Consider the following 20,419-nt stretch of genomic DNA (forward strand, 5'->3'; position numbering starts at 1 on the left):
TTCGTCGTTTGTTTTGCATAAAGACCTCTACTTGATAGTTGAGGCCTCATGGTGCAGGGTTGGACTTAACTTGGAAATATGTGGTTTACTGGACGCTTACCCTTCTTCGCCTCCTTTATAGGGTTCAGTTGCTAAAAGTGCCTCAGACTCAACTTTGTCGTATGCTTGAACGATGTCATTCGCCTTTACTAATATTGTATTTTCCCAAACAGTGAACTGTTTTTCTTCATCGAAATTACCTTCTTCGTTCAATTCTACAAATCGAAGTAAGTAAGAGGCGACATACCAACCAACTGGAGAATGGTTTGGGTCACTCATTAGTTACTCCTTAAGCAAATAACAACTTGCATAAGCGGTTTGGCAGCGCTCTTCTGACAAATCCGTCTTCATGCATTTGTATGGCAAAATCCCCTCTCCAAAAGTGGTAAAGTGAGACCCAGACATTGGCTGCAACCAATGTTCTTCTGTGAGGTAGTTCGGTTCATGCTTGGCTCCTCTGTAGAGAGACCGATAACAAACGAGAACACCCCATAGAACTCCAAGCATAAATACTCGAATAGTCTACTGGGCCTCAAGAGCTCGCATCACGCAAACTGGAGTTAGCTTATTATGAAAACAATCAATTCGCAAAATATTAATGTCGGTGTTGACACTGGCAAACATCAATTGGATATTTACATTCGTCCTTTGGATATCTTTTTTGTCGTTGAAAATAATGTAAAGGGTATCAATAAGGCCATCTCTGAGATTAAGAAACACACACCATCGCGAGTAATAATTGAGGCAACTGGTCGTCTTGAACTGCTGTTCGTTATGGCTTGTTCGAAGGCTAATCTGCCCTTTGTAATCGCTAATCCAATTCATGTTCGACGGTTCGCTGGGGCCATTGGGCTGCAAGCTAAAACTGATAAGCTTGATGCAAAGCTAATTGCTCACTATGGCGAAGCCGTTCAACCCACGCTATCAACATTAAAACCAGAAAGTATGCGCCTCATGGCTGATCTAGTTGCACGCCGAAATCAAATTTTAACGATGCAAACAATGGAAAAAAACAGGCTCAAAATAATGCCTAAAACGGTGGCATCTACAATCAAGCAAGTGCTGACCGTCTTTAAAAATCAGTTAGTCAAAATTGAGCAACAACTCATTACGCTTATTGAAAGCTGTCCCGATTATCAAGAGAAAAGCGATATAGTGCAAAGTATGCCTGGTGTTGGAAAAGTGTGTGCGGCTGCGCTCATTAGCTACATGCCTGAGCTTGGCTATGCTACTAACAAACAGGCCGCTGCATTGGTGGGAGTCGCGCCAATTAACCGAGAAAGCGGGAGATATCAAGGTAAGCGAGCCATCAAAGGGGGGCGTCCTCAAGTTAGAAAAGTACTGTTCATGGCAATGATGTCAGCTATCCAATGTAATCCTGTTTTCAAACAAAAATACCGAGAATTAGTTGCCAGTGGGAAGCCGAAGAAGGTAGCGATAATTGCCTGCATAAGAAAGATGATAGTAATACTAAATTCAATGCTTCGCGATGGTAAAAAGTGGGAATCGAAAATGGCGTGAATTTACTTATTGACGCCATAGTCGTTTGTTAGGTAACGTCACCATACATCCCATGATATTTGTGCTGAAAATCCATGAAATCTGATATTAAGACTTTTATTGCAATATATTTGCTTACTATTTTCATAGTTGACATCACCTGAATAATTGCAACGATGAAGATCATAACCAAATTCGTTAATACAATCTGTCAAAGACTCCACCTTAGTAACTAATTCTCTCGCAATCTTTTCTCGGCTTTGACCTTTCAAATCTCTAAACAATAGGGATAATTCGGTATTTAAATAGTACTGTATATCAAGTAAGTGCTCATATCCAAGTTCACTTGGCATTTTCAGGTCTTTGTACTTGAAAAACTCCATGTAGTTACCTAACACCCACTTAAGCGGCGAAAATTGCTCTCTATTTTTGTCCGCTTCAAGTTTTTGTTAGCGTCGTGCCTATTCAAAACGCCAAACGGGAAAGGCAAAATCAATTCCTAAATCCTCATATTGATCGATTAACTTATTCAATCTATCGATTTCTATATCTGGTGGTGCGTCGATCACAGTCAACGAATATTGTTTAAATTGTTCAAATGAGCATCCTAGTGCCTTTACAGAACCCAAGAAACCTTCTAAATCTAGGTCGATATTATTTAAGATAGAAATGACAGAATGACCTGATTCTTTTAAAACTTCGAATTCGAAAATGTGTTTATTAACTGGATCTGGGCAAGCACTAAAGAGATCACCTACAGCTAAGCCTTGTATAAAAAATGGGATATTATCTAACTGATAATGCTCTCCAATTTTCTTGCACCATACTCCTTCTGCTCCTAGAGGTGGCCAACCGTCTTCAATTTCTAGTGCAAATACAACCTTCTCCATTACAACTTCCCTTAAAGACGCTAACACCGAACTAAGCGGCGGGTTTGATTGGCTAAAAACTGCGATAATTGAACGCAGTGACATGCAGTTTTTAGCCAATCAAACCTGTCCGAAGGAGCGATAGCGACTGACTTCAGTGTTTTGTTAGGTGCTGATGGCATTTAAAACTCCTGAGCGACATTGCGACAATGAGTAAGAAATAAACGGCTGTAAGCATTGATACAACCACCGCTGATATTGTAATACTATCAAATAAGCTAATCACATAGCATAGAGAGAAAACAAAGCCTGATACTGAAACAACAATAATTACCGAGAGAAATGTTTTGATGTATTCCTCAGCAAAGCAAGCAAATAAAAAAAGCACGGCCATGAACAAAATCAACAAGGCTACCTCTTCTGATAACGCCCGCGAACCTTTGCCTCCAGTAATTACTAACGCACTTAGTACCAACGGCGTGCCCAAAAAGAAGATAACAGCCTTCAAATGACTCAAGTGTCTAGGGCTAGTTATAAACGATTTCGAAGCCGGCCATTTCAATCCATAATAATTAAACATCAGGTAGCACCTAACACCTTACATAACCGGTGATGGCTGCTCTTGCCAGCATCCGGTTGATGTATTTGTTATACGTTAATCGAAGAAACAATCTAGTCTCAGCTATCATTGTCTATACTCCTTTGACTGACTACCGATTTAAAAAACGTATCATCACTATTCTCGATATTGATCGCATTCTTCGTGAGATCTGCTAGTCTCTCCTCAGACATCCAATGTGGCTTCTCATCAACTATAATTAATTCAGGGTATTTCTCTACAATCTGGGTTTTTCCATCAGCATCAATGACTCTCCAAATTCCCCCACAATCATAATCATAGGCAACTAAAAACTTAACCTTCAAAATAGCCTCGTTTACGACTTAAAGAACAACGTATAACGCAAAGCTAACGGGCACAAATGCAATGCGATAATTGGCGAAGCCTCGCATTGCGTTTGTGTCCCAGTGACCGAAGGGAACGAGTTAAGCGCCTTGTTCGGTTTCATTTCGATTTAATCCACTGAACGAAATCTGGCGAGAGAAGCACCAAGCCGAACATTACGACGCCGACTAAGTATACAAGGTTGCTTGTAAGAACTGACTTGAAACCCAAGTATTTCTTTTCTAAGTATTTAAGTGATTCCTTAATCTCTAAGTCTTCGGGGTGATCTTTTGAAAGGGTACGGAGTGTCAATACTGTTTCTGGAACATACTGAATCGCTTTATAAAAAAGAGGCAATAGCAAAGCAAGACATACGACCGATCCTTTCCATGGTTTTTCTAAACCAAGGCACGAAAAACCTAAAGTAAACATAAGAATGCCCAAGAAAGTATTAAGGTAATCGTTTTGCCTTTTAGCTTCCTTTTTTACCGAGTCTTCATCGAACAATTCTGACTTCAAATTAACCTCCTGAAACCTAACACCAAATTAAGCGGTAGCTGGGCGCTCTTCCCAGATATCCGTCTTCAATTTTTTTGTTATGTTTCATCTTACGGTATCCCTAAATCCCAAAGCTGCTCATTGCTTAAATGCTCCACATTATCGTTGCGGAGAAACTTACTTCCCAAGCAAAAGCAACAATTTGCGGTAAATCCAATTTTCTGAATTTGAACAATCAAAATTTGATCAGTCCCAACTTGGTCTATCCATACTGATTCAATATATAACTTTGAATCTATCTCAATTTCCCTTGCTTCGTATGTCTTTATAGCTTCAACTCTAAGTTCAAGAGGTATACTATCAAAAGAAGCTCTTAATTTTTCAAGGTGTGAATAGACAACCAAAGATACATCCTCAAGAAACATAACACTAAGCTAAGGGGCAAATACATGGCATTACAATGGCGCAAGCCATGCCATGTATTTGTCCCCTTGAGCGCCTTGTTAGAAGTCATTTCCCAAAATAACCTAGAATTTCTTTGTCTTCTAAAACGATGTGGTCGGTGATATGAAACACATCTTTTATAAACCGATTTTCTAAAGCAGTTGTACGGTCCAACATTTTTCCAATGACCTCCGTATTCCATGGACTCTCTGAAGCGTTGACTGCCTGAACATTCCAATTGTCTTCTGTCTGCCAAAGCACGAGAGGAAAAGCATATTTCATAGTAAGTTCTTCTTCGGTCTCCCATTCGCCAACACCAACGAGCAGTTTGACCATTCCGTCTTCGTGGCTTGGCGTGAACTGTGCGTAATAAACGGCAAAAGCATCCCGTCTTTGTAGACAAATCTGGTTAATCTAATGACATCATTATCGCAACAATCGCATTTTAAGATGTGTGGTTCTTCAAATTCTATTTCTATCATATCCCTGACTTCTAACAACTTATTATCGAGAATTTTAAATAAATACCGAGGTTCAGTTTCATATTTTAAAGTCTCAATTATTATTTATTACTGTTTTACTTGGTATTTATGAAGTTATCAAGCGCATTACTTGCACAAAATACACGTTTTTAGCGCGCCGGTTTTTAGCGAGCCTCTTGATAAATTAATGTTTTGAAATAGATCTCACTTTTTCAGATAGTTAGCAAAGTAAGCAAACAACTTTTATAAAGACATCGGATGTCACTTAGCAAGAACATGTTTCTAAACACACATAGGGAGGTAGTGTGTCTGCATTTATAAATCAAATAGTGCTCTTTATGCGCACCAAACGATATAGTCTTAAAACTGAGAAGTCTTACATTACTTGGATAAAAAGTTATATTCGATTTCACAACTATCAACACCCGTCAACATTACGAGAAGAGCATGTTGAAGCTTACTTAAACTACTTAGCAAACGAAAAGAAAATAAGTGCATCGACTCAAAACTTAGCGCTATGTGCCATAGTATTTTTGTATAAAAATATATTACACAAAGAGCTGGTTAATTTGTCTTTCGGCTATAGCAAAACGCCAAAACGCCTGCCCACAGTTTTAAATGCAAATGAAGTATCAGTGATTTTAAACCACTTGCGCGGTGACCATCATTTGATTGCATGTACGCTTTATGGCGCTGGTTTAAGAATTACAGAGGCCCTAAGACTGAGAGTGAAGGATATAGATTTTAGCTATAAAACTATTTTTATTTTTAGAGGGAAAGGGCAAAAAGATCGGATATCGTTGCTGCCTAACGCGCTTGTTCAGCCCTTTCAAGAGCAAATTAAGAAGGTAAAGTCGATGCATGCAAAAGACTTGCAACATGGTTATGGCTCAACTTCGCTACCAGCAAGTTTAAACAAAAAATATGGGAAGGCTCTTAAAGATGCGAAATGGCAGTATCTCTTTCCTTCGACTACGCGCTGTCGACATCCAGTAGATGGCTATATTTGCAGACATCACTTGCATGAAACAGCATTCAGAAAGCAATTGAGAAGGGCTGTTGTTGAGTCGGGTATCGACAAACCTGTTAAAGCGCACAGTTTTCGTCATTCATTTGCTACTGAAATGCTTAAATCGGGTATGGATATACGCTCTTTGCAAGAGTTATTAGGTCATACAGACATTCGAACAACTGAAATTTACACTCATGTGGTCAGCAATAAATTTGCAGGTAGCAAGAGCCCATTAGATAAACTTCATTAATGGCAATAAAAAAGCCAGCAAGATGCTGGCTTTTTTAATGTGTACTCTTACTTTACCCAAGGAGGTCCTGACTTTCGTCAGATAACGCTCTATGAAGTATTAGTCTAAGATTTTTGCTACAACGCCCGCACCTACGGTACGGCCACCTTCACGGATTGCGAAGCGTAAACCTTCGTCCATCGCGATTGGTGCAATTAGCTCAACTACAAACTTCAAGTTGTCGCCAGGCATTACCATTTCTACGCCTTCAGGTAGCTCAACAGCACCTGTTACGTCAGTGGTACGGAAGTAAAACTGTGGACGATATCCTTTGAAGAAAGGAGTATGACGGCCACCTTCGTCTTTGCTTAGTACGTATACTTCAGCTTCAAACTTAGTGTGCGGGTTGATTGAACCAGGCTTCGCCAATACTTGACCACGCTCTACGTCTTCACGCTTAGTACCACGTAGTAGAACACCAACGTTCTCACCAGCACGGCCTTCGTCTAGAAGCTTACGGAACATTTCTACGCCCGTACACGTTGTCTTAGTCGTATCTTTAATACCTACGATTTCAACTTCTTCGCCTACTTTTACAATACCTTGCTCTACACGACCGGTTACAACTGTACCACGGCCTGAGATTGAGAATACGTCTTCAATAGGAAGAATGAACGGCTTATCGATAGCACGCTCTGGCTCTGGGATATAGTTGTCTAGCGCTTCGCCTAGCTCAACAATTTTAGCTTCCCATTTCTCGTCGCCTTCAAGCGCTTTAAGTGCTGAGCCTTGGATAACTGGCAAGTCATCACCCGGGAATTCGTATTCTGTTAACAACTCACGAACTTCCATTTCTACTAGCTCTAGTAATTCTTCGTCGTCAACCATGTCACATTTGTTCATGAAAACAATCATGTAAGGAATACCAACTTGGCGACCTAACAAGATGTGCTCACGTGTTTGTGGCATAGGACCGTCAGTTGCCGCAACAACTAAGATACCGCCGTCCATTTGCGCAGCACCGGTGATCATGTTTTTCACATAATCGGCGTGTCCTGGGCAGTCAACGTGAGCATAGTGACGCTTAGGCGTGTCATACTCAACGTGAGAAGTAGCGATTGTGATACCACGCTCGCGCTCTTCTGGAGCGTTGTCGATTTGGTCGAATGCTTGCGCGCTACCACCATAGGTCTTTGCTAGTACTGTAGTGATTGCCGCGGTTAGCGTCGTTTTACCGTGGTCAACGTGGCCGATTGTACCTACGTTTACGTGCGGTTTCGTACGTTCAAACTTTTCTTTTGCCATTTCTATTTTCCCAGCAAAGTTAATTAAAATTCTTGAAGAGGACAGAGAATGGTGCTGATAGGCAGATTCGAACTGCCGACCTCACCCTTACCAAGGGTGCGCTCTACCAACTGAGCTATATCAGCGAATTGGATGGAGCGGGCAGCGGGAATCGAACCCGCATCATCAGCTTGGAAGGCTGAGGTAATAGCCATTATACGATGCCCGCATTCCTATATTCTCTGGCCACCTCATAAAAAAGTGGTGGAGGGGGCAGGATTCGAACCTGCGAAGGCTGAGCCGGCAGATTTACAGTCTGCTCCCGTTGACCGCTTGGGTACCCCTCCTGAGATTGATGGTGCCGACTACCGGAGTCGAACTGGTGACCTACTGATTACAAGTCAGTTGCTCTACCAACTGAGCTAAGTCGGCACTGCATCAAGTGGGTGCGCATTCTAGAGTAAGCTTCCCTTCATGGCAAGAGACAAATCACAAAAAAGCGGCTTTTTTTCGGTATTTTTATTAAGTGCTGAAATTTACGCCATAAATACATCAAATAAGCATCATATTTGAGTCATTATGGATACTAAGGATTGCTGCTTAATCTAGCTAAACCAGCTAACACTAGGTTGGGATGAATCTGAGCATTGCCAAGCGCTGGCGGCAGATACTGCTTAATTATTGCGTGGTCGCCGCCGCTTAAAAACACGGTAAACTCACTGCTTTTTTCATTCATTAAGGCATAGGCTTGATAAACAATGCCTATACTTTGTGCGAGGGCGCCATTTGCAACACAATTGCTCGTATCTTGACCAGGTAACAAAGCTGGTGTCACCGAATCAAAATCAAATACCCGTTGTGTATTGCTTACTACTGATTTTCTCAACAGGCTTAAACCCGGAGCAATCCAGCCACCAAGGTGCTGCTTGTCTACTATAAAGTCACAGGTGATCGCGGTTCCGGCATCAATCACTAGTGCATCTTGATTGCAAATCGCGTCGGCACCGAGCATAGCAAGCCATCTGTCACTTCCCATATTGCTCACATTTTCATAGCTGTTTTTAAGTCCAAACTGGCAAGACTGGCTCTGTGCTTGTACGCAACTTATCCCGGCTTCATTGAAGATTGAGAGGATAGTTTGTGTTAGCTCTGAGGATTTAACGCTGCAAATAAAAGCGTTTATATTGGAAATATCTTTTCTCGACGCTAGCAAGTCGGGTAAGGCTTGCTCAATCGATTCGTTGGCGATTATGTGAGGTGAAATACCTAATAAACTCTCACCCTCTGCATACCAAACATATTTGATATTAGTATTTCCCACATCTATCAGTAAACTAGCACGGCCTAACACTTATCTCACCTCCGTGGTAAGGCTTTACTGCGCCGTTAGTTTCAAGCAATAGTGCTCCACTGCTGTCTATCCCCTTGCTTACGCCGTGAGTTGTGTAACTCCCTGAAATAAGCGATACCTTTTTATCAAAATATAGGTCTGCAGCGCGCCATTCTTCCATAAAAGGCGCCAGACCATTTTGCTGAAACTCAGGTAACATATCCCAAAGCGCTTCAAGCAAATAGGCAGTAAATATGTTGCGGTCAACCGCCCCGCCTAATGCTTCTTGAACATCGGTATACGCTTGGTCTATCGCTTCTAAGCCGTCAGCAAGTTCGATATTAACGCCAACGCCTATTACAGCGAGCGTTTGCTCTCCAATCTGGCCTTCTACCTCAATCAAAATACCTGCAAGTTTTTTACCGGCGTTATACACATCGTTAGGCCACTTTAGTTTACATGTGTGCACACCTAAACGCTGAAGTGCGCGGTTAAGACCGATACCGATTAAAAGCGACAGTCCGGCCATCGACTGATAGCCGCTGTCAAATCGCCACAGCATCGACATATAAATACTCGAACCAAAAGGTGATACCCAAGTCCGCCCTCTGCGCCCTCGCCCCTGCGTTTGACACTCAGCTAAACAAACACTGCCTTGTTTTAGCGACGGCGCCAGTTGTTTAACAACATCGTTGGTTGAACTCACAATATTGCGAAGCAAAATATCTGACGTGCTTTGAGACGTGCTTTGAATCGCCATGTGCTGACGTATCTTGCCTTCGCTCAATAGTGTTAGTGGCTTTGCCAGTTTGTAACCGCGCCCTTTTACGCTAAATATATCAAGACCGAGCTCGCTTATTGCTTTTATATGGTTAGATACTGAAGAGCGCGTAATCCCGAGCCCGCGGCTAATTTCTTCGCCCGACACAAAATTCTCGCTGTTTAGCAGTGCTACTATTTGTGTTCTCAGGTCGTTGATTCTTTGCCTTGATGAGCTATTCGATTGGGTCATAGTCACAATTCAATAGGCCCTGAACCGGCCACTAAACGCACTTCGTTATCGAGGCTAATGTTAAATTGTGATTGCACCTGTTGCCGGATCTCTCTGGCTAAACTGAGCAACTGCTCACCTGTACCCTGTCCATGATTTACTAACACCAAGGCTTGGTTTTCATGACAAGCAATGTCTCCGCGCTTTTGCCCTTTAAATCCAAGTTGGTCAATCAACCAAGCGGCAGGGAGTTTGACTCTACCAGCCGGTGCACCGAAGTGCGGAATGTTCGGGTAGCGCTGCTGCAAGATTCTAAACCGCTCTGCATCTATCGTGGGGTTTTTAAAAAAGCTACCGGCATTACCTAATACTGAGGGGTCGGGTAGCTTACTTTTGCGCGTCTCTATTACCTTATCGAAAATAGCTTGAGGCGTGGGGTCGCTTATCTCTAACAAAGGTCCATAGGTAGCAACAACTTGATTTGCCTTGGGCAGAGCAAAATTCACCGATGTGATGAAACGGGCGCCAGGTTCTCGCTTGAAGCGGCTTTCACGATAAGAAAACTCACACTCTCGCTTATTAAAGTGCCCATACATCCCACTTCTCAAATCCACAAACTCAACGCTTTGAATAAATCGCTCTATCTCAACGCCGTAAGCGCCGATATTTTGAATGGGACTGGCTCCAACACTGCCCGGTATAAGCGCTAGGTTCTCAAAGCCAAACATACCTTTGTTCATGCACATGCGCACCAAGTCGTGCCAATTTTCGCCAGACGCAACATTTAAGTGGTAAAAGTTATCATCTTCACTAATATTGATACCCGTTAACGCGTTTTTAATCACCAGACCGTTATAGTCTTCCGTAAAGACCGTATTGCTGCCCTCACCGAGCAATAAATAGGGCGTTTTCTGTAAAGACGATAAAATTCGCAGTAAACCTTCTACCGAGTCGATGGTCAAAAAGTCTTTAGCATGCGCAGCAAGACCAAATGTGTGGAGCGAAGTAAGTGAGTGCAAAGTGGAAATAACTTCCGTTAATGTAATCCGTTTCAATGTTACCTAATTATACACTGATGTATAAAGAACGTAGGCGAAATAATTTATCGCCTCGGCAATACTTCAATTATCCTGAGATGTAAGAACAGTTTATGAGCAGTAAAATTAGCGTTAGGCTAATATGGTTACCAGTATTCTTGCTTTATGTGAGTGCCAGCTATGCCGCTCAGTCAGTGCTGTTTGATGCAAACTACCAGCAGCAACGCGCTCAAATTCAAGATGCGCCACTGTCTTTTTTACAATCGAATACACTACTAGAAGAAGACGCTAGTTTATTAGACACTCTGCAACATCATTACCTGCGTGCCGAAGCGCTTTTACTAGAAGGGCAATATGACGCCGCCATTAGCGAGTTAAACGCGGGCATTCAAGCCCTTAGCTTATACGAGCAGCCCGACCTCGAAACGTTTAATGCAATTTTTTATGAAAAGCTAGCGGATGTTTATCTCGCCGATAATCGGTTAAACCAAGCGCGCACTGCAATATCCAGTGCGGTTGATAACACTGCTCTCCCCGACAATGAAGGGAGTTTAGTGGCTAGGCTAATGAAGCGAGCACAAATCGATCATCTCTCTGGTGCCAGTATATCCGCACTGCAAGACCTTCAGTTGGCATTGCAGCTAGCAACAACCTTAGATTTGCAAAATGATATCGTTGAAATTGCAACATCTATTACTTTGATTCACCAGCAGCGTAACGAACACGCCATTGCGCTAAGCTATGCTCAGCGCGCCATTGAGACCGCCCAAAAAACCAATAACAACAGTGCACTGTTACACATTTTGGTGATTAGTATGCCAAGCTTGCTATCGAGCAGGCAGTTAGATGACGCTGCAAAGCGCCTAAGCCAGATAGAAGCGCTACTGGGCAATAATCAGCAGGTGTTTTATAACGCTAAAGCACTGCAATTTGCAGGAGAACTTGCATATAACGACGGTGACCTTAACACCGCTATCGAAAAGCTAGGCAGCGCCCTTGCACTATTTGACTCACAGCATCCGATAGAAGTCGCACAAATTAATCTATTTTTAAGCAGGGCATATACCGAGTTAGACGATATGGACGCTGCTATTAAATATTTGGTTGAAGCATTTAATGCCATTCCCGAAAATAGCGAAGACTTTAACTTAGTGCAGAGTATTCATCTGCACCGCGCGGAACTTCTGAGCAGTCTTGACCAATTTGAAGAAGCTTATCGTGTCACAAAAAACGTCATCGCCGCTCGCGACATCAATCAACCTATAGATGAAATAAAGCGCATGCTTGATATGCACACAAATTTCCAGCTCCAGCTGCAACAGCAAGAAAATATTGAGCTCAAGCAAAAAAATGCGTTTCAATCAACAGAAATAGAAAACAAGCAGATGCTTAATCAGCTCTTCTTTTTGGTCATTGGTCTTTTGTTGTGCATCACGTTTTTATTATTACTGATGTTTATCCGCAGCCGAAAACACCGTCAAAAACTAGAATTAATCGCTCATACCGACGCATTAACCGGCATTTATTCACGTCGGCGCATTTTAGAAATTCTCGATTTTCAGCAAGATATGTTTAATCGCAACTTATTACCTTACTGCGTCGCGATTGTAGATTTAGACTTCTTTAAAAGAATAAACGATACCTACGGCCACCAAAAAGGCGATGAAATACTTATTGAGTCTGCCAAGCTCGCACAAGAGAGTTTTCGCAAAACCGACAGCGTGGGGCGCATCGGTGGAGAAGAGTTTTTGTTTATATTTCCAGACACTCCACTTGGACAAACTAAAAGGCTGCTGCAAAAGTACGCTAAGCGCCTAGCAGCGGTAGGTAAACAAGCAGATATTGAACAACCTACTACTGCGTCTATTGGTTTAGTGCAACCTGAAGAAAATGAAGCGCCAAGCAGCATAATCAGCCGCGCTGATAAAGCGCTTTATGCAGCAAAACATCGAGGACGTAACCAAATTGTGAGCGAAGGTTTTTAAGCATTAGCTTATAGGCGCACACAAGCAATTGCCCAGAGAGTTTACTCTACGCTATGATGCCCAATGTAAACAACAAGTGCTTAATGGGCGGCTGCCTCTAGCAATGCCTACAAATACAATCTCCTCAAAGGCTTTATTGAATGGACTTTACTAATGAGAACGTGGAACTACCTGTGGTTTCTATCAATGAACTACAGCTTAACTCAATTTCTGCTCGCTATCGCATAATCAATATTACAATCAATCTACTGCTGACGCTTATCGGCATCGCGGTGGTTTGGGTAATCGATATAAACCTATTCTTTGATGCCTCCGAAGTGATGCAAGATATTGGTAAACCGCTTTATGCGGGCGTTTTGGGCTTTGGATTATTGAGTATGACCTATCATTTTTTTGCAGACCCACTGATTCAATATGCGGTGCGTGAGCAAGATGTGCATTTTCAATCGGGTCTATTCTTTCGTAATTTGGTGAGCCAACCTATTCTGCGCATTCAACACATTGAGCTTAAGCGCGGACCAATAGAAAGAAAGGCCAAGCTCGCGACGCTTCAAGTCTTTAGCGCCGGCGGCGTATCACATACTTTCGAAATACCGGGCCTTGAATACGAAAAGGCCATATCACTGCGCAAGTTCATCATCAACCATAAGGACTTAACGGTCGATGAATGAGCAAATAGACATTGACAGTCTCGACACCAGCGTAGAGAGTGAAAAGCAGCTAGCTAAAGAAATTGCGAGCGATGATTGGTTGCGCGTATCTCCTATCGCCATCTTATATTTTTTTGTAAAAACGCTTGCTGCATTGAGCAATTTTTTGATTTACCTTCTACCGGTATTTGCGCTTAATTTCAGCAAGGTCAAGGCGCAACCATTACTATTTATTGGTGCGGCGCTAGGCCTTATGGTTATTGTGATGATAGGGGCGGTAGTTAAGTATCTCTTTTATTTCTATCGCCTAAGCGCAGATCGTGTTGAGATTCGCCAGGGCATGATCAAAAAATCTCATTTGGACTTACCGTTTGGAAAAATACAAAACGTAAAAATCATCCAACCTTTTTACTATCGTTTTAGCGATTATTCTATTTTAGAGCTTGATACTGCTGGCTCCGCCCAGCAAGAAGCTAACATTGTGGCAATTCGCCTACCTATAGCAGAGTCTTTTAAGCAAAAAGTACAGGCAGTTTTTGCCGACGTTTCTGCTGACAATCCATCATTGAGTGGCGACGCTGGGCAGAGTCATAAGATAATCGGCGAGCAAGAGGAAATACTCAATCGTAGGTCTATAAAAGACTTAGTCGTGCACGGCATCACCAATAACCGCGTATGGATTTTCTTGGGTTTTTTAGCGCCGTTTTACAATGTGATATCAGAAAACATTGGCCAAATATTTAGCGTCATCGGACTCGATATATCCAGCTACTTAAACTACGAGAGCCAAACGCTTTGGGTGTTCATTTTGCATGTACTGTCTGTTGCTATGGTTATCATGTTGTTTATCGTTTTGTTTTCAATCGTTGGCTCAATTTTTGTGTTTTATGATTATCGACTTAGCCGCTCTGGCCAGCGATATATTCGCCGAAGTGGACTATTAACTAAGCAAGAAATAAGCATGAACGTAAGCCGAATACAGCGTGCTGTGTTTCAGCAAGACTGGTTAGATATTATTATTGGACGCGTTAATCTTCGCTTCGAACAAAATTCCGCAGGCATAGCGGGCGGCAATCAAGCCGCGCAAATAAATAGCGCTAATAAACTCATCGTTCCGTCTGTTTATCCGCAGCAGGCCGACGAACTCGCTCAAGATGTATTTGACGTTCAGGCGCTTTTTAACTTGCACTTTCAGAGCATAAGTCCTCGCTATATTCTGCGCTTGTTGCTGTTTCCTTGCTTGCCGATATTTATAGCGCTGGCAGCATTAGCAACAACTCAAGAATTTAGCCTCACAGGCTGGATAGTTGTAATGGTCATCATGGGATTAATGACCGGCTTGTGTACCTTGCGTTGGTATCGCTGGGGAATTGCAAAAGACGAAGATTTTTTGTACATCAGAAAGGGATTATTTGGACGAGATTTTATCGTCTTTCCAATCGCTAAAATGCAGCAGACCAAATTTACACAAACATTACTCATGCGCGCCCGCGGCCTTGCGACGCTGAAATTTGTACTGGCGTCCGGAGGCATGAAAGTCCCTTATTTACCCGCCGAACAGGTCACTTCTATTATTGATGAAGCTTTACTTAAAGTGGCTAGGGACAAACCTGCTTGGATGTAAATATCCAAGCGCCGTCTTCATTGATATGACGCGCGAGTTCGTCGTTAAAGTAGAGATAATTAAGATGTGCTAGCGCCTCAGCGATGGCAAAAAACATGTTGTGTGGATTTAGTTTTCGTTTAAACAGCACCCCAAGACATGCCTCAACGGTTCTCGGTGTTTGGCAAAAATCTCTCAATCGAGCCAGATGAGCGTGATGATGATGTATCAACTCATCGACCCTAACATGCAGCCCGGTGAAGGGCAGTTTATGCGAAGGAAGCACTTTGGTATCAATTGGCAAATCCTTAAACTGCGGCAGCGTTGCTAGGTAGAGTTTAAGCGCATTCGCATCGGGCTCTGTTGAATATACGCCAATATTTGGAGATATGTTGGGCAGCACATGATCGCCCGAGATTAATATCTGCTTGCTTTCACAATACAAACAAGCATGCTCTGGCGAGTGTCCTCTGCCAATCATCACGCGCCATTGATGATTGCCAATGCTTAAGATTTGTCCTTCGGTAAGACGCTTAAAACCAAGAGGAATAGGCTTAACGACCTTCTGAATGCCTCCTTTATTTTGTGACGCTTTTTCAATGTATTGACTGGGCATACCGCAGCGCTGCAAGTACTCTCGGTCTTGCCAATCTGAAGCACCACGCCCGCCTGCCACCATGCTTCTGGCCACGTAGTACTCAGCCATAGTCATATATAGGGGTGCGCGAAATTTTTCGCTTAAATATCCTGCCATACCAATATGGTCAGGGTGCATATGCGTCACAATCACTCGGGTGATCTTCGCGCCGAGTTGGTCAAAAATAGCGGCCCAAATATCTTCGGTGGTTTGCGTACCAATCCCGGTATCGATAGCGGCATAGCCGTCACCATCTTTTATGAGGTACAAATTGATATGGTCAAGGTCAAAGGGTAGAGGCATTCTCAGCCAAAAAATGTCCTCATCAACAGCGCAAAGCTCCCCGGCCTTTGGTAATTCAAGCGCGAGCGCTTCTATAACATGCTCATCTTCGCTGCGTTGTGCAACATCCTGAGCGTCAGCATGCTCATGGCCGTGCATTAAAGAAGCGTGTTCGGAAGACTTTGCTGACATATTAGACCCACCCGCATAAACATCGTGCTTCCAGTGTTACCCAGCAGGTATGGGATTGGCAATTCACCTATATTGATATTAGCGCATTGATTAAATGAATTGCACAGGCCCGTTTATCACCATAACTTTAGTTCCGATAGAAGCACTCAAGCGTCGTTAGTATTGCGTTTGGTTCTTAAACAAAAATAGATCGGTGGATTCATGGTTAGGATACCGAAAAAAGTCCATGTCGGAGTCGCCGTCAAAATCAATCGCAAAACCGTTGTAAATGCCCTCGGGATGCAGCAACTGTGTAGTGTAGCCCTTATCGGAACCCAGCAGCAATTTAAGGTCGAAATTCGTTGCGTCTAAATTTACCGCACGCCCAAAGTTAATGCCCGTCAAAATGTCATGCTTACCATCTTGATTAAAATCATATACTTGCAGCGTATGACAGGCCGTGATTTCAGGTAATATTTCGCTTTCTGTCCATATCACGCTGCCATCGGTCTTAAGCTGTGGTTCGTACTTCACTAGCGGATAGCCTGCTCGCTCTGAGTGGCAGAGAAATATTTCATCGAGCGCGTCACCGTTTGTATCGACTACAAATGTTTTGGTGCCGTTACGCGACCAATCGCCGGTTTGATTATTCCATCGCTCGTTGAGATTAATTTGCTCCCAATCACTGTCTAGTACACCATCGGGATTGTAAAAAACATAAGCGTTAGCCACGATATCAAGATAACCGTCACCATTAAAATCACCCACATCCATCCCTTCATGGAGTGTATCATTTTGAATGAACTGCACTTTTGACCAATCGTCAGCGTCTTTTTGTTTAAATATGCTTAGCGAATGCGAATCAAAGGTTAACAGAGCAACGTCGAGTAATCCGTCTTTATCAAAATCTGCAAAGCTGACATCTTTAACAGCGTCTGGCACATCACCGATGTAATGCGCTTGCCAGTTGCTACCATTATTTTCATACCAGAATATTTCAGCAGTGGCACTTGCATCTGTCCACTCACCGGGATGTTTTATGCCCACAACATCCATATCGCCGTCTTGGTCAATATCGGCAACCTCTAAATCGCCACCGGCAAACAAGCCTCCTGTTGGCGGCGTTTGAGCAATGATCACCTTTTCCCACAAGCCCTGCTCGAGTTGCCCTTTATAGTAACCAAGGGCGCCACCACTGGCATTATTGTTTATGAATACTAAATCAGCTAAGCCGTCACCGCTGACATCACCTGCGGTATGCGCCCAGAAGTACTTAGCATCTGCCACAATCTGTGAATCTTCAAACGCAACCGATACAGCCTCAGTAGCCTGCGTTTGTTCTTCGCCTGCTACGCTTGTTGATTCGGCGTCTGATTCAGGTTTCGGCTGACATGCTGCTAACAAACAAATGCTGGCAATGAGAGGCAAGGTGGTACTTAATTGCATATTATTACTCCGTTGAATATTGTTTTACCGATTCTGAAATATACTCAGACATGGCTGTATGCTGCTGTGCTTTAACAACTTGCATAGGTGCAAGCCCGATAAAAAAAGAATGATTACCCGACATCAGTGCCGACCCAGCGGCATCCCGACCAAAGCCAAACACCACCATCCCATCAGGGCTTTGTGCACCCTCTTGGGTATTGCCTAGATATGACATAATGTCTGTAGTGTCGTCTTTTGTAAGTTGCGCAATGTACAAAGACTGCTCAGCCTTTGCATGAGAAAAGTAAACCCAGTTGAATTGTCCCTCTTTAATGCTACCCAAATAAAAATCAGGCTGATCGTCATGCCAGCCTAACGCGTCTGTTCCGTAGACCGTGTTTGAGAGGTCGTAGCGCCCACCAGGCGTTCCTTCATACAAAAACCAGTAGTTAGCATCATCGGGCGTTTGTAGAACCTGCATTTTTACGCCTTCTGGGAAAAACGTATATCGCCACTTCCACGAGCCCGATTTACTCGTGCTTTCGATACTGTCACTTGAGATTAATACACTGCTCATGGTGTCAAAGCCAGGATGCCCAGCGCCGCTGTCGTCACCCTGATTATGCACTGCATTTGGTATGCCTCTGAATCCGCCCGCCGCAGCCGCAGGATAATCTCCCCACGGCTGCAACTTAAAATTTACCCAATCATTTCCGCTCGCATCCACGATAGATGAAAATCCGCCTCCTTTTTTATCAAACAGATAAGTGGCACTGGGAGTAGTTATTTTGAAGTGTTCCCTTTGAAGATGAACCGTTTGTGCTATTTCTACATCACTTATAAGCGGATTGAGCCAAACATGCACGAATTGATGTTGGTCCCAGCCGGCGCTGATTAAATCCAAATCGCCATCGTCGTCTATATCAAACAATTGCGTGCCTAAATGGCTTTCTTTACCACTATCTACAACCACCACCTTAAAGCGTGCCTTGCCGTCGTTAAGCCAAAGCTCGGTTTCCAGTTCTTCGCCTTTGTGTTCAGCGGTTACAATGTCGAGGTCACCGTCTTGATCAACGTCACCAATATCTAAGTTATTCATAGAGTATTGCGTAACCAGCACTTGTTTGTTCCAACGGTAGGCGTCTTCTTGAATAAAAATTGCCATCTGTGCGTCAGGCTGAAGTCCGGGATAGCGCTCTTCTGTAAACACAATATCACCCTTACCGTCGCCATTTAGGTCGGCAATTTCAACGCGGTCTATCGGATGACCACCTCGTCCTACAAAGTGCTCCTTCCATGCTCGGTCCATATGGCCTGGGTTTTCAAACCAAATGATTTCTTTCGGTTCAGATTCGTTACCCGGTCTGCGCCCCGCCGCAACGTCCATATCGCCATCGCCGTCAATATCGCCTACACCTATTCCTTCATCACTGGTATTCGCGGCAATAAGCTGTTCGGTCCACACAACGGCGCCACTGTCAGTTATGTCTGCTTTAAATGCATACAAATTACCATTGCCTGCAATGACAAATTCCTTACTATCATCTCCCACTAAGTCTGCGGTGGTAAACCCTTGGCTATTAACATGCGTGGTCGCAGGAACTTGGCCAATTTGCTCACGTTTGAAGGTGCCCGCTTCACTGTCGAGTAGTTCGTACCAGTATAAATTAGGGAGTGCCTGCGCAATCACGTCTAAGTTGCTGTCACCATCAACGTCTAAAACCAAAATTGAATCTACATTGTCGCCTAAGTCTAAACGTCTCCACTGGCTGCCCTTGGGCTGGGCAGAGGTATTTTGCTGCAGGTAAACATAACGACCTGACACAATATCTTTTAAACCATCGCCGTCAACGTCGCCGGCGGCAAGGCCGAAATAGCGGAGCCATTCGGGCTCATCCCAATCGCCCCACATTTGTTTGCTGTCATCCACCTGAATGTATTGCCAAGGCTCATTTGCTACCCGCATGGCTGTTTGTACATCAACTGTGGTGACCTGACTTGCGGGAGCTCGCGCTATCGATTCATCTGATTGTGGTGGTGATGGCTTGCAGCCTGCAGTAATGAATATCGAAACTATGCATAAAGACACCATGCGTGCAGACACCATGCGCGCAGAAAATATGCATGTGGACAATATGCTTGCGATTGTGCTTTTGCTCTGACTAATTAATTGCATGAAAACCTCTAGAAATTTTCTATAGTTAACCTCAGTTTGGATAAGAATAAGTTAGTTTTTGCTATTCATTACTCTCTTTAATTCTATATTCAGTGGCGCTATTTCTTATCCAAAGCTGTGTGTTTGAGTATCCGTTAGTGAAACGAGAATTAAACTTACGATATTTGTTTAAGGTGTTTTGATGTTTACACATTTTTTACAAATTACCGCTTCACTTGCTGTCGAACACTGCTGTTGTCATCCTCACCGCCACCCTCATATCTCTTGCTTACCGTTGTAGATACGTTCTTCCAACAACCAAGATAAAAATGCAGATGTTATGTGCTGCGCCGAGATATCGCCTGATGCAGACTGATACTCAAACGTTAAACCTTCACCAGTAGGAGACTCAAGTGTATCGAGTTGGCTTTGCAAAAGTGCAGTGGGCATAAAATGCTCCCTACTCAACATCCGTTTTTTTAACAACTGTGGGTCAGGATTTAAAAATAAAGTACACAGCTTGCTGTCACCACTGCGCAAAACATCACGATACTGCCGTTTGAGTGCCGAGCAGGCGATCACTCGTATCTTTCCTTGCCGTTTGGCTGTAGCAAAACACTCAGCCACTTTGCTTAACCAGGGTTGACGGTCTCCATCATTTAGGGGAATGCCCTGACGCATCTTATCGATATTATTCTGTGGGTGCAGGTCGTCCCCATCGATAAATTCTCCGGCTAACTCTTGCGCGAGCATGCGGCCAATGGTTGTCTTACCTGAGCCGCTTACTCCCATCACGAGGACGTTTAGGCCTTGTGTATCTTTCATTCTAGTCCTTCTCAAGATGATCTCT

Annotated in this window: 21 protein-coding genes and 4 tRNA genes; 5 read left to right on the top strand and 20 right to left on the bottom strand. The window is 43.4% G+C overall.

The features are described 5' to 3' along the window. Positions 1-96: 96 nt before the first annotated feature. The gene (locus ACFO4O_RS15305; RefSeq protein WP_382410092.1) at positions 97-318 is read right to left on the bottom strand and encodes a DUF4288 domain-containing protein; all 222 of its coding nucleotides are present in this window, start codon (positions 316-318) and stop codon (positions 97-99) included. 291 nt (positions 319-609) lie between these two features. On the opposite strand from ACFO4O_RS15305, the gene ACFO4O_RS15310 reads away from it, so the two are divergent. Further along, entirely contained in the window at positions 610-1,560 is a 951-nt protein-coding gene (locus ACFO4O_RS15310; RefSeq protein WP_382410094.1) for an IS110 family RNA-guided transposase, read from the top strand. Positions 1,561-1,598: 38 nt separating this feature from the next. Here the strand turns inward: ACFO4O_RS15310 and ACFO4O_RS15315 are convergent, their stop codons facing one another. From ACFO4O_RS15315 to ACFO4O_RS15345, 7 genes are all read right to left on the bottom strand, one after another. Continuing rightward, on the bottom strand, positions 1,599-1,922 hold the full coding sequence (locus ACFO4O_RS15315) for a hypothetical protein (protein ID WP_382410096.1): 324 nt from the start codon (positions 1,920-1,922) through the stop codon (positions 1,599-1,601). A 78-nt stretch (positions 1,923-2,000) separates the two neighbouring features. After that, positions 2,001-2,429, bottom strand: a complete 429-nt coding sequence (locus tag ACFO4O_RS15320; RefSeq protein WP_382410098.1) for a DUF4265 domain-containing protein — start codon at positions 2,427-2,429, stop codon at positions 2,001-2,003. Positions 2,430-2,562: 133 nt separating this feature from the next. After that, positions 2,563-2,988 carry a hypothetical protein gene (locus ACFO4O_RS15325; RefSeq protein ID WP_382410100.1) on the bottom strand — a complete coding sequence of 142 codons (426 nt, stop codon included), beginning with the start codon at positions 2,986-2,988 and terminating at the stop codon, positions 2,563-2,565. 98 nt (positions 2,989-3,086) lie between these two features. Then, positions 3,087-3,332 carry a hypothetical protein gene (locus ACFO4O_RS15330; RefSeq protein ID WP_382410102.1) on the bottom strand — a complete coding sequence of 82 codons (246 nt, stop codon included), beginning with the start codon at positions 3,330-3,332 and terminating at the stop codon, positions 3,087-3,089. A 139-nt stretch (positions 3,333-3,471) separates the two neighbouring features. Further along, positions 3,472-3,870 carry a hypothetical protein gene (locus ACFO4O_RS15335; protein WP_382410104.1) on the bottom strand — a complete coding sequence of 133 codons (399 nt, stop codon included), beginning with the start codon at positions 3,868-3,870 and terminating at the stop codon, positions 3,472-3,474. A gap of 89 nt (positions 3,871-3,959) precedes the next feature. After that, positions 3,960-4,274, bottom strand: a complete 315-nt coding sequence (locus ACFO4O_RS15340) for a hypothetical protein (protein WP_382410106.1) — start codon at positions 4,272-4,274, stop codon at positions 3,960-3,962. A gap of 85 nt (positions 4,275-4,359) precedes the next feature. After that, on the bottom strand, positions 4,360-4,629 hold the full coding sequence (locus ACFO4O_RS15345) for a hypothetical protein (RefSeq protein ID WP_382410108.1): 270 nt from the start codon (positions 4,627-4,629) through the stop codon (positions 4,360-4,362). 451 nt (positions 4,630-5,080) lie between these two features. Here ACFO4O_RS15345 and ACFO4O_RS15350 point away from each other — a divergent pair, with 451 nt between their 5' ends. Further along, the gene (locus ACFO4O_RS15350; RefSeq protein WP_382410110.1) at positions 5,081-6,037 is read left to right on the top strand and encodes an integron integrase; all 957 of its coding nucleotides are present in this window, start codon (positions 5,081-5,083) and stop codon (positions 6,035-6,037) included. Positions 6,038-6,136: 99 nt separating this feature from the next. On the opposite strand, the gene tuf is transcribed toward ACFO4O_RS15350, so the two are convergent. The 8 genes from tuf to murB all read right to left on the bottom strand — a co-directional run bounded on the left by tuf (position 6,137) and on the right by murB (position 10,640). Then, the gene (gene tuf / locus ACFO4O_RS15355) at positions 6,137-7,321 is read right to left on the bottom strand and encodes an elongation factor Tu (RefSeq protein ID WP_382409983.1); all 1,185 of its coding nucleotides are present in this window, start codon (positions 7,319-7,321) and stop codon (positions 6,137-6,139) included. 49 nt (positions 7,322-7,370) lie between these two features. Then, positions 7,371-7,446: transfer RNA gene (locus ACFO4O_RS15360), tRNA-Thr, on the bottom strand. An 8-nt stretch (positions 7,447-7,454) separates the two neighbouring features. Beyond that, positions 7,455-7,529, bottom strand: a tRNA-Gly gene (locus ACFO4O_RS15365). 33 nt (positions 7,530-7,562) lie between these two features. After that, positions 7,563-7,647, bottom strand: a tRNA-Tyr gene (locus ACFO4O_RS15370). A 9-nt stretch (positions 7,648-7,656) separates the two neighbouring features. Beyond that, positions 7,657-7,732 (bottom strand) — tRNA-Thr (locus tag ACFO4O_RS15375). A gap of 154 nt (positions 7,733-7,886) precedes the next feature. Then, positions 7,887-8,651 (bottom strand): type III pantothenate kinase, encoded by a 765-nt coding sequence (locus ACFO4O_RS15380; RefSeq protein ID WP_382410112.1) that lies wholly within the window; start codon positions 8,649-8,651, stop codon positions 7,887-7,889. After that, on the bottom strand, positions 8,635-9,642 hold the full coding sequence (gene birA / locus ACFO4O_RS15385; protein WP_382410114.1) for a bifunctional biotin--[acetyl-CoA-carboxylase] ligase/biotin operon repressor BirA: 1,008 nt from the start codon (positions 9,640-9,642) through the stop codon (positions 8,635-8,637). The genes ACFO4O_RS15380 and birA overlap by 17 nt, the downstream gene beginning before the upstream one ends. Before the next feature lie 2 nt (positions 9,643-9,644). Next, entirely contained in the window at positions 9,645-10,640 is a 996-nt protein-coding gene (gene murB, locus ACFO4O_RS15390; RefSeq protein WP_382410116.1) for a UDP-N-acetylmuramate dehydrogenase, read from the bottom strand. Positions 10,641-10,771: 131 nt separating this feature from the next. On the opposite strand from murB, the gene ACFO4O_RS15395 reads away from it, so the two are divergent. From ACFO4O_RS15395 to ACFO4O_RS15405, 3 genes are all read left to right on the top strand, one after another. Continuing rightward, the gene (locus ACFO4O_RS15395) at positions 10,772-12,643 is read left to right on the top strand and encodes a diguanylate cyclase (protein WP_382410118.1); all 1,872 of its coding nucleotides are present in this window, start codon (positions 10,772-10,774) and stop codon (positions 12,641-12,643) included. A 140-nt stretch (positions 12,644-12,783) separates the two neighbouring features. Continuing rightward, positions 12,784-13,314 carry a PH domain-containing protein gene (locus tag ACFO4O_RS15400; protein WP_382410120.1) on the top strand — a complete coding sequence of 177 codons (531 nt, stop codon included), beginning with the start codon at positions 12,784-12,786 and terminating at the stop codon, positions 13,312-13,314. Then, positions 13,307-14,917: a PH domain-containing protein gene (locus ACFO4O_RS15405; protein ID WP_382410122.1), complete on the top strand. Its 1,611-nt coding sequence runs from the start codon at positions 13,307-13,309 to the stop codon at positions 14,915-14,917. Before ACFO4O_RS15400 ends, ACFO4O_RS15405 begins: the two co-directional genes overlap by 8 nt. On the opposite strand, the gene ACFO4O_RS15410 is transcribed toward ACFO4O_RS15405, so the two are convergent. The 4 genes from ACFO4O_RS15410 to ACFO4O_RS15425 form a co-directional block, all read right to left on the bottom strand. After that, on the bottom strand, positions 14,892-16,007 hold the full coding sequence (locus tag ACFO4O_RS15410; protein WP_382410124.1) for an MBL fold metallo-hydrolase: 1,116 nt from the start codon (positions 16,005-16,007) through the stop codon (positions 14,892-14,894). The genes ACFO4O_RS15405 and ACFO4O_RS15410 overlap by 26 nt on opposite strands. A 156-nt stretch (positions 16,008-16,163) precedes the next feature. Further along, on the bottom strand, positions 16,164-17,432 hold the full coding sequence (locus ACFO4O_RS15415) for an FG-GAP repeat domain-containing protein (RefSeq protein WP_382410126.1): 1,269 nt from the start codon (positions 17,430-17,432) through the stop codon (positions 16,164-16,166). Between the two features lie 4 nt (positions 17,433-17,436). Next, entirely contained in the window at positions 17,437-19,590 is a 2,154-nt protein-coding gene (locus ACFO4O_RS15420; protein WP_382410128.1) for an FG-GAP repeat domain-containing protein, read from the bottom strand. Positions 19,591-19,845: 255 nt separating this feature from the next. Then, positions 19,846-20,394 carry a gluconokinase gene (locus tag ACFO4O_RS15425; RefSeq protein ID WP_382410130.1) on the bottom strand — a complete coding sequence of 183 codons (549 nt, stop codon included), beginning with the start codon at positions 20,392-20,394 and terminating at the stop codon, positions 19,846-19,848. Between the last annotated feature and the right edge of the window lie 25 nt (positions 20,395-20,419).

The sequence above is a fragment of the Glaciecola siphonariae genome (assembly GCF_042652645.1).
Lineage (GTDB): Bacteria > Pseudomonadota > Gammaproteobacteria > Enterobacterales > Alteromonadaceae > Glaciecola > Glaciecola siphonariae.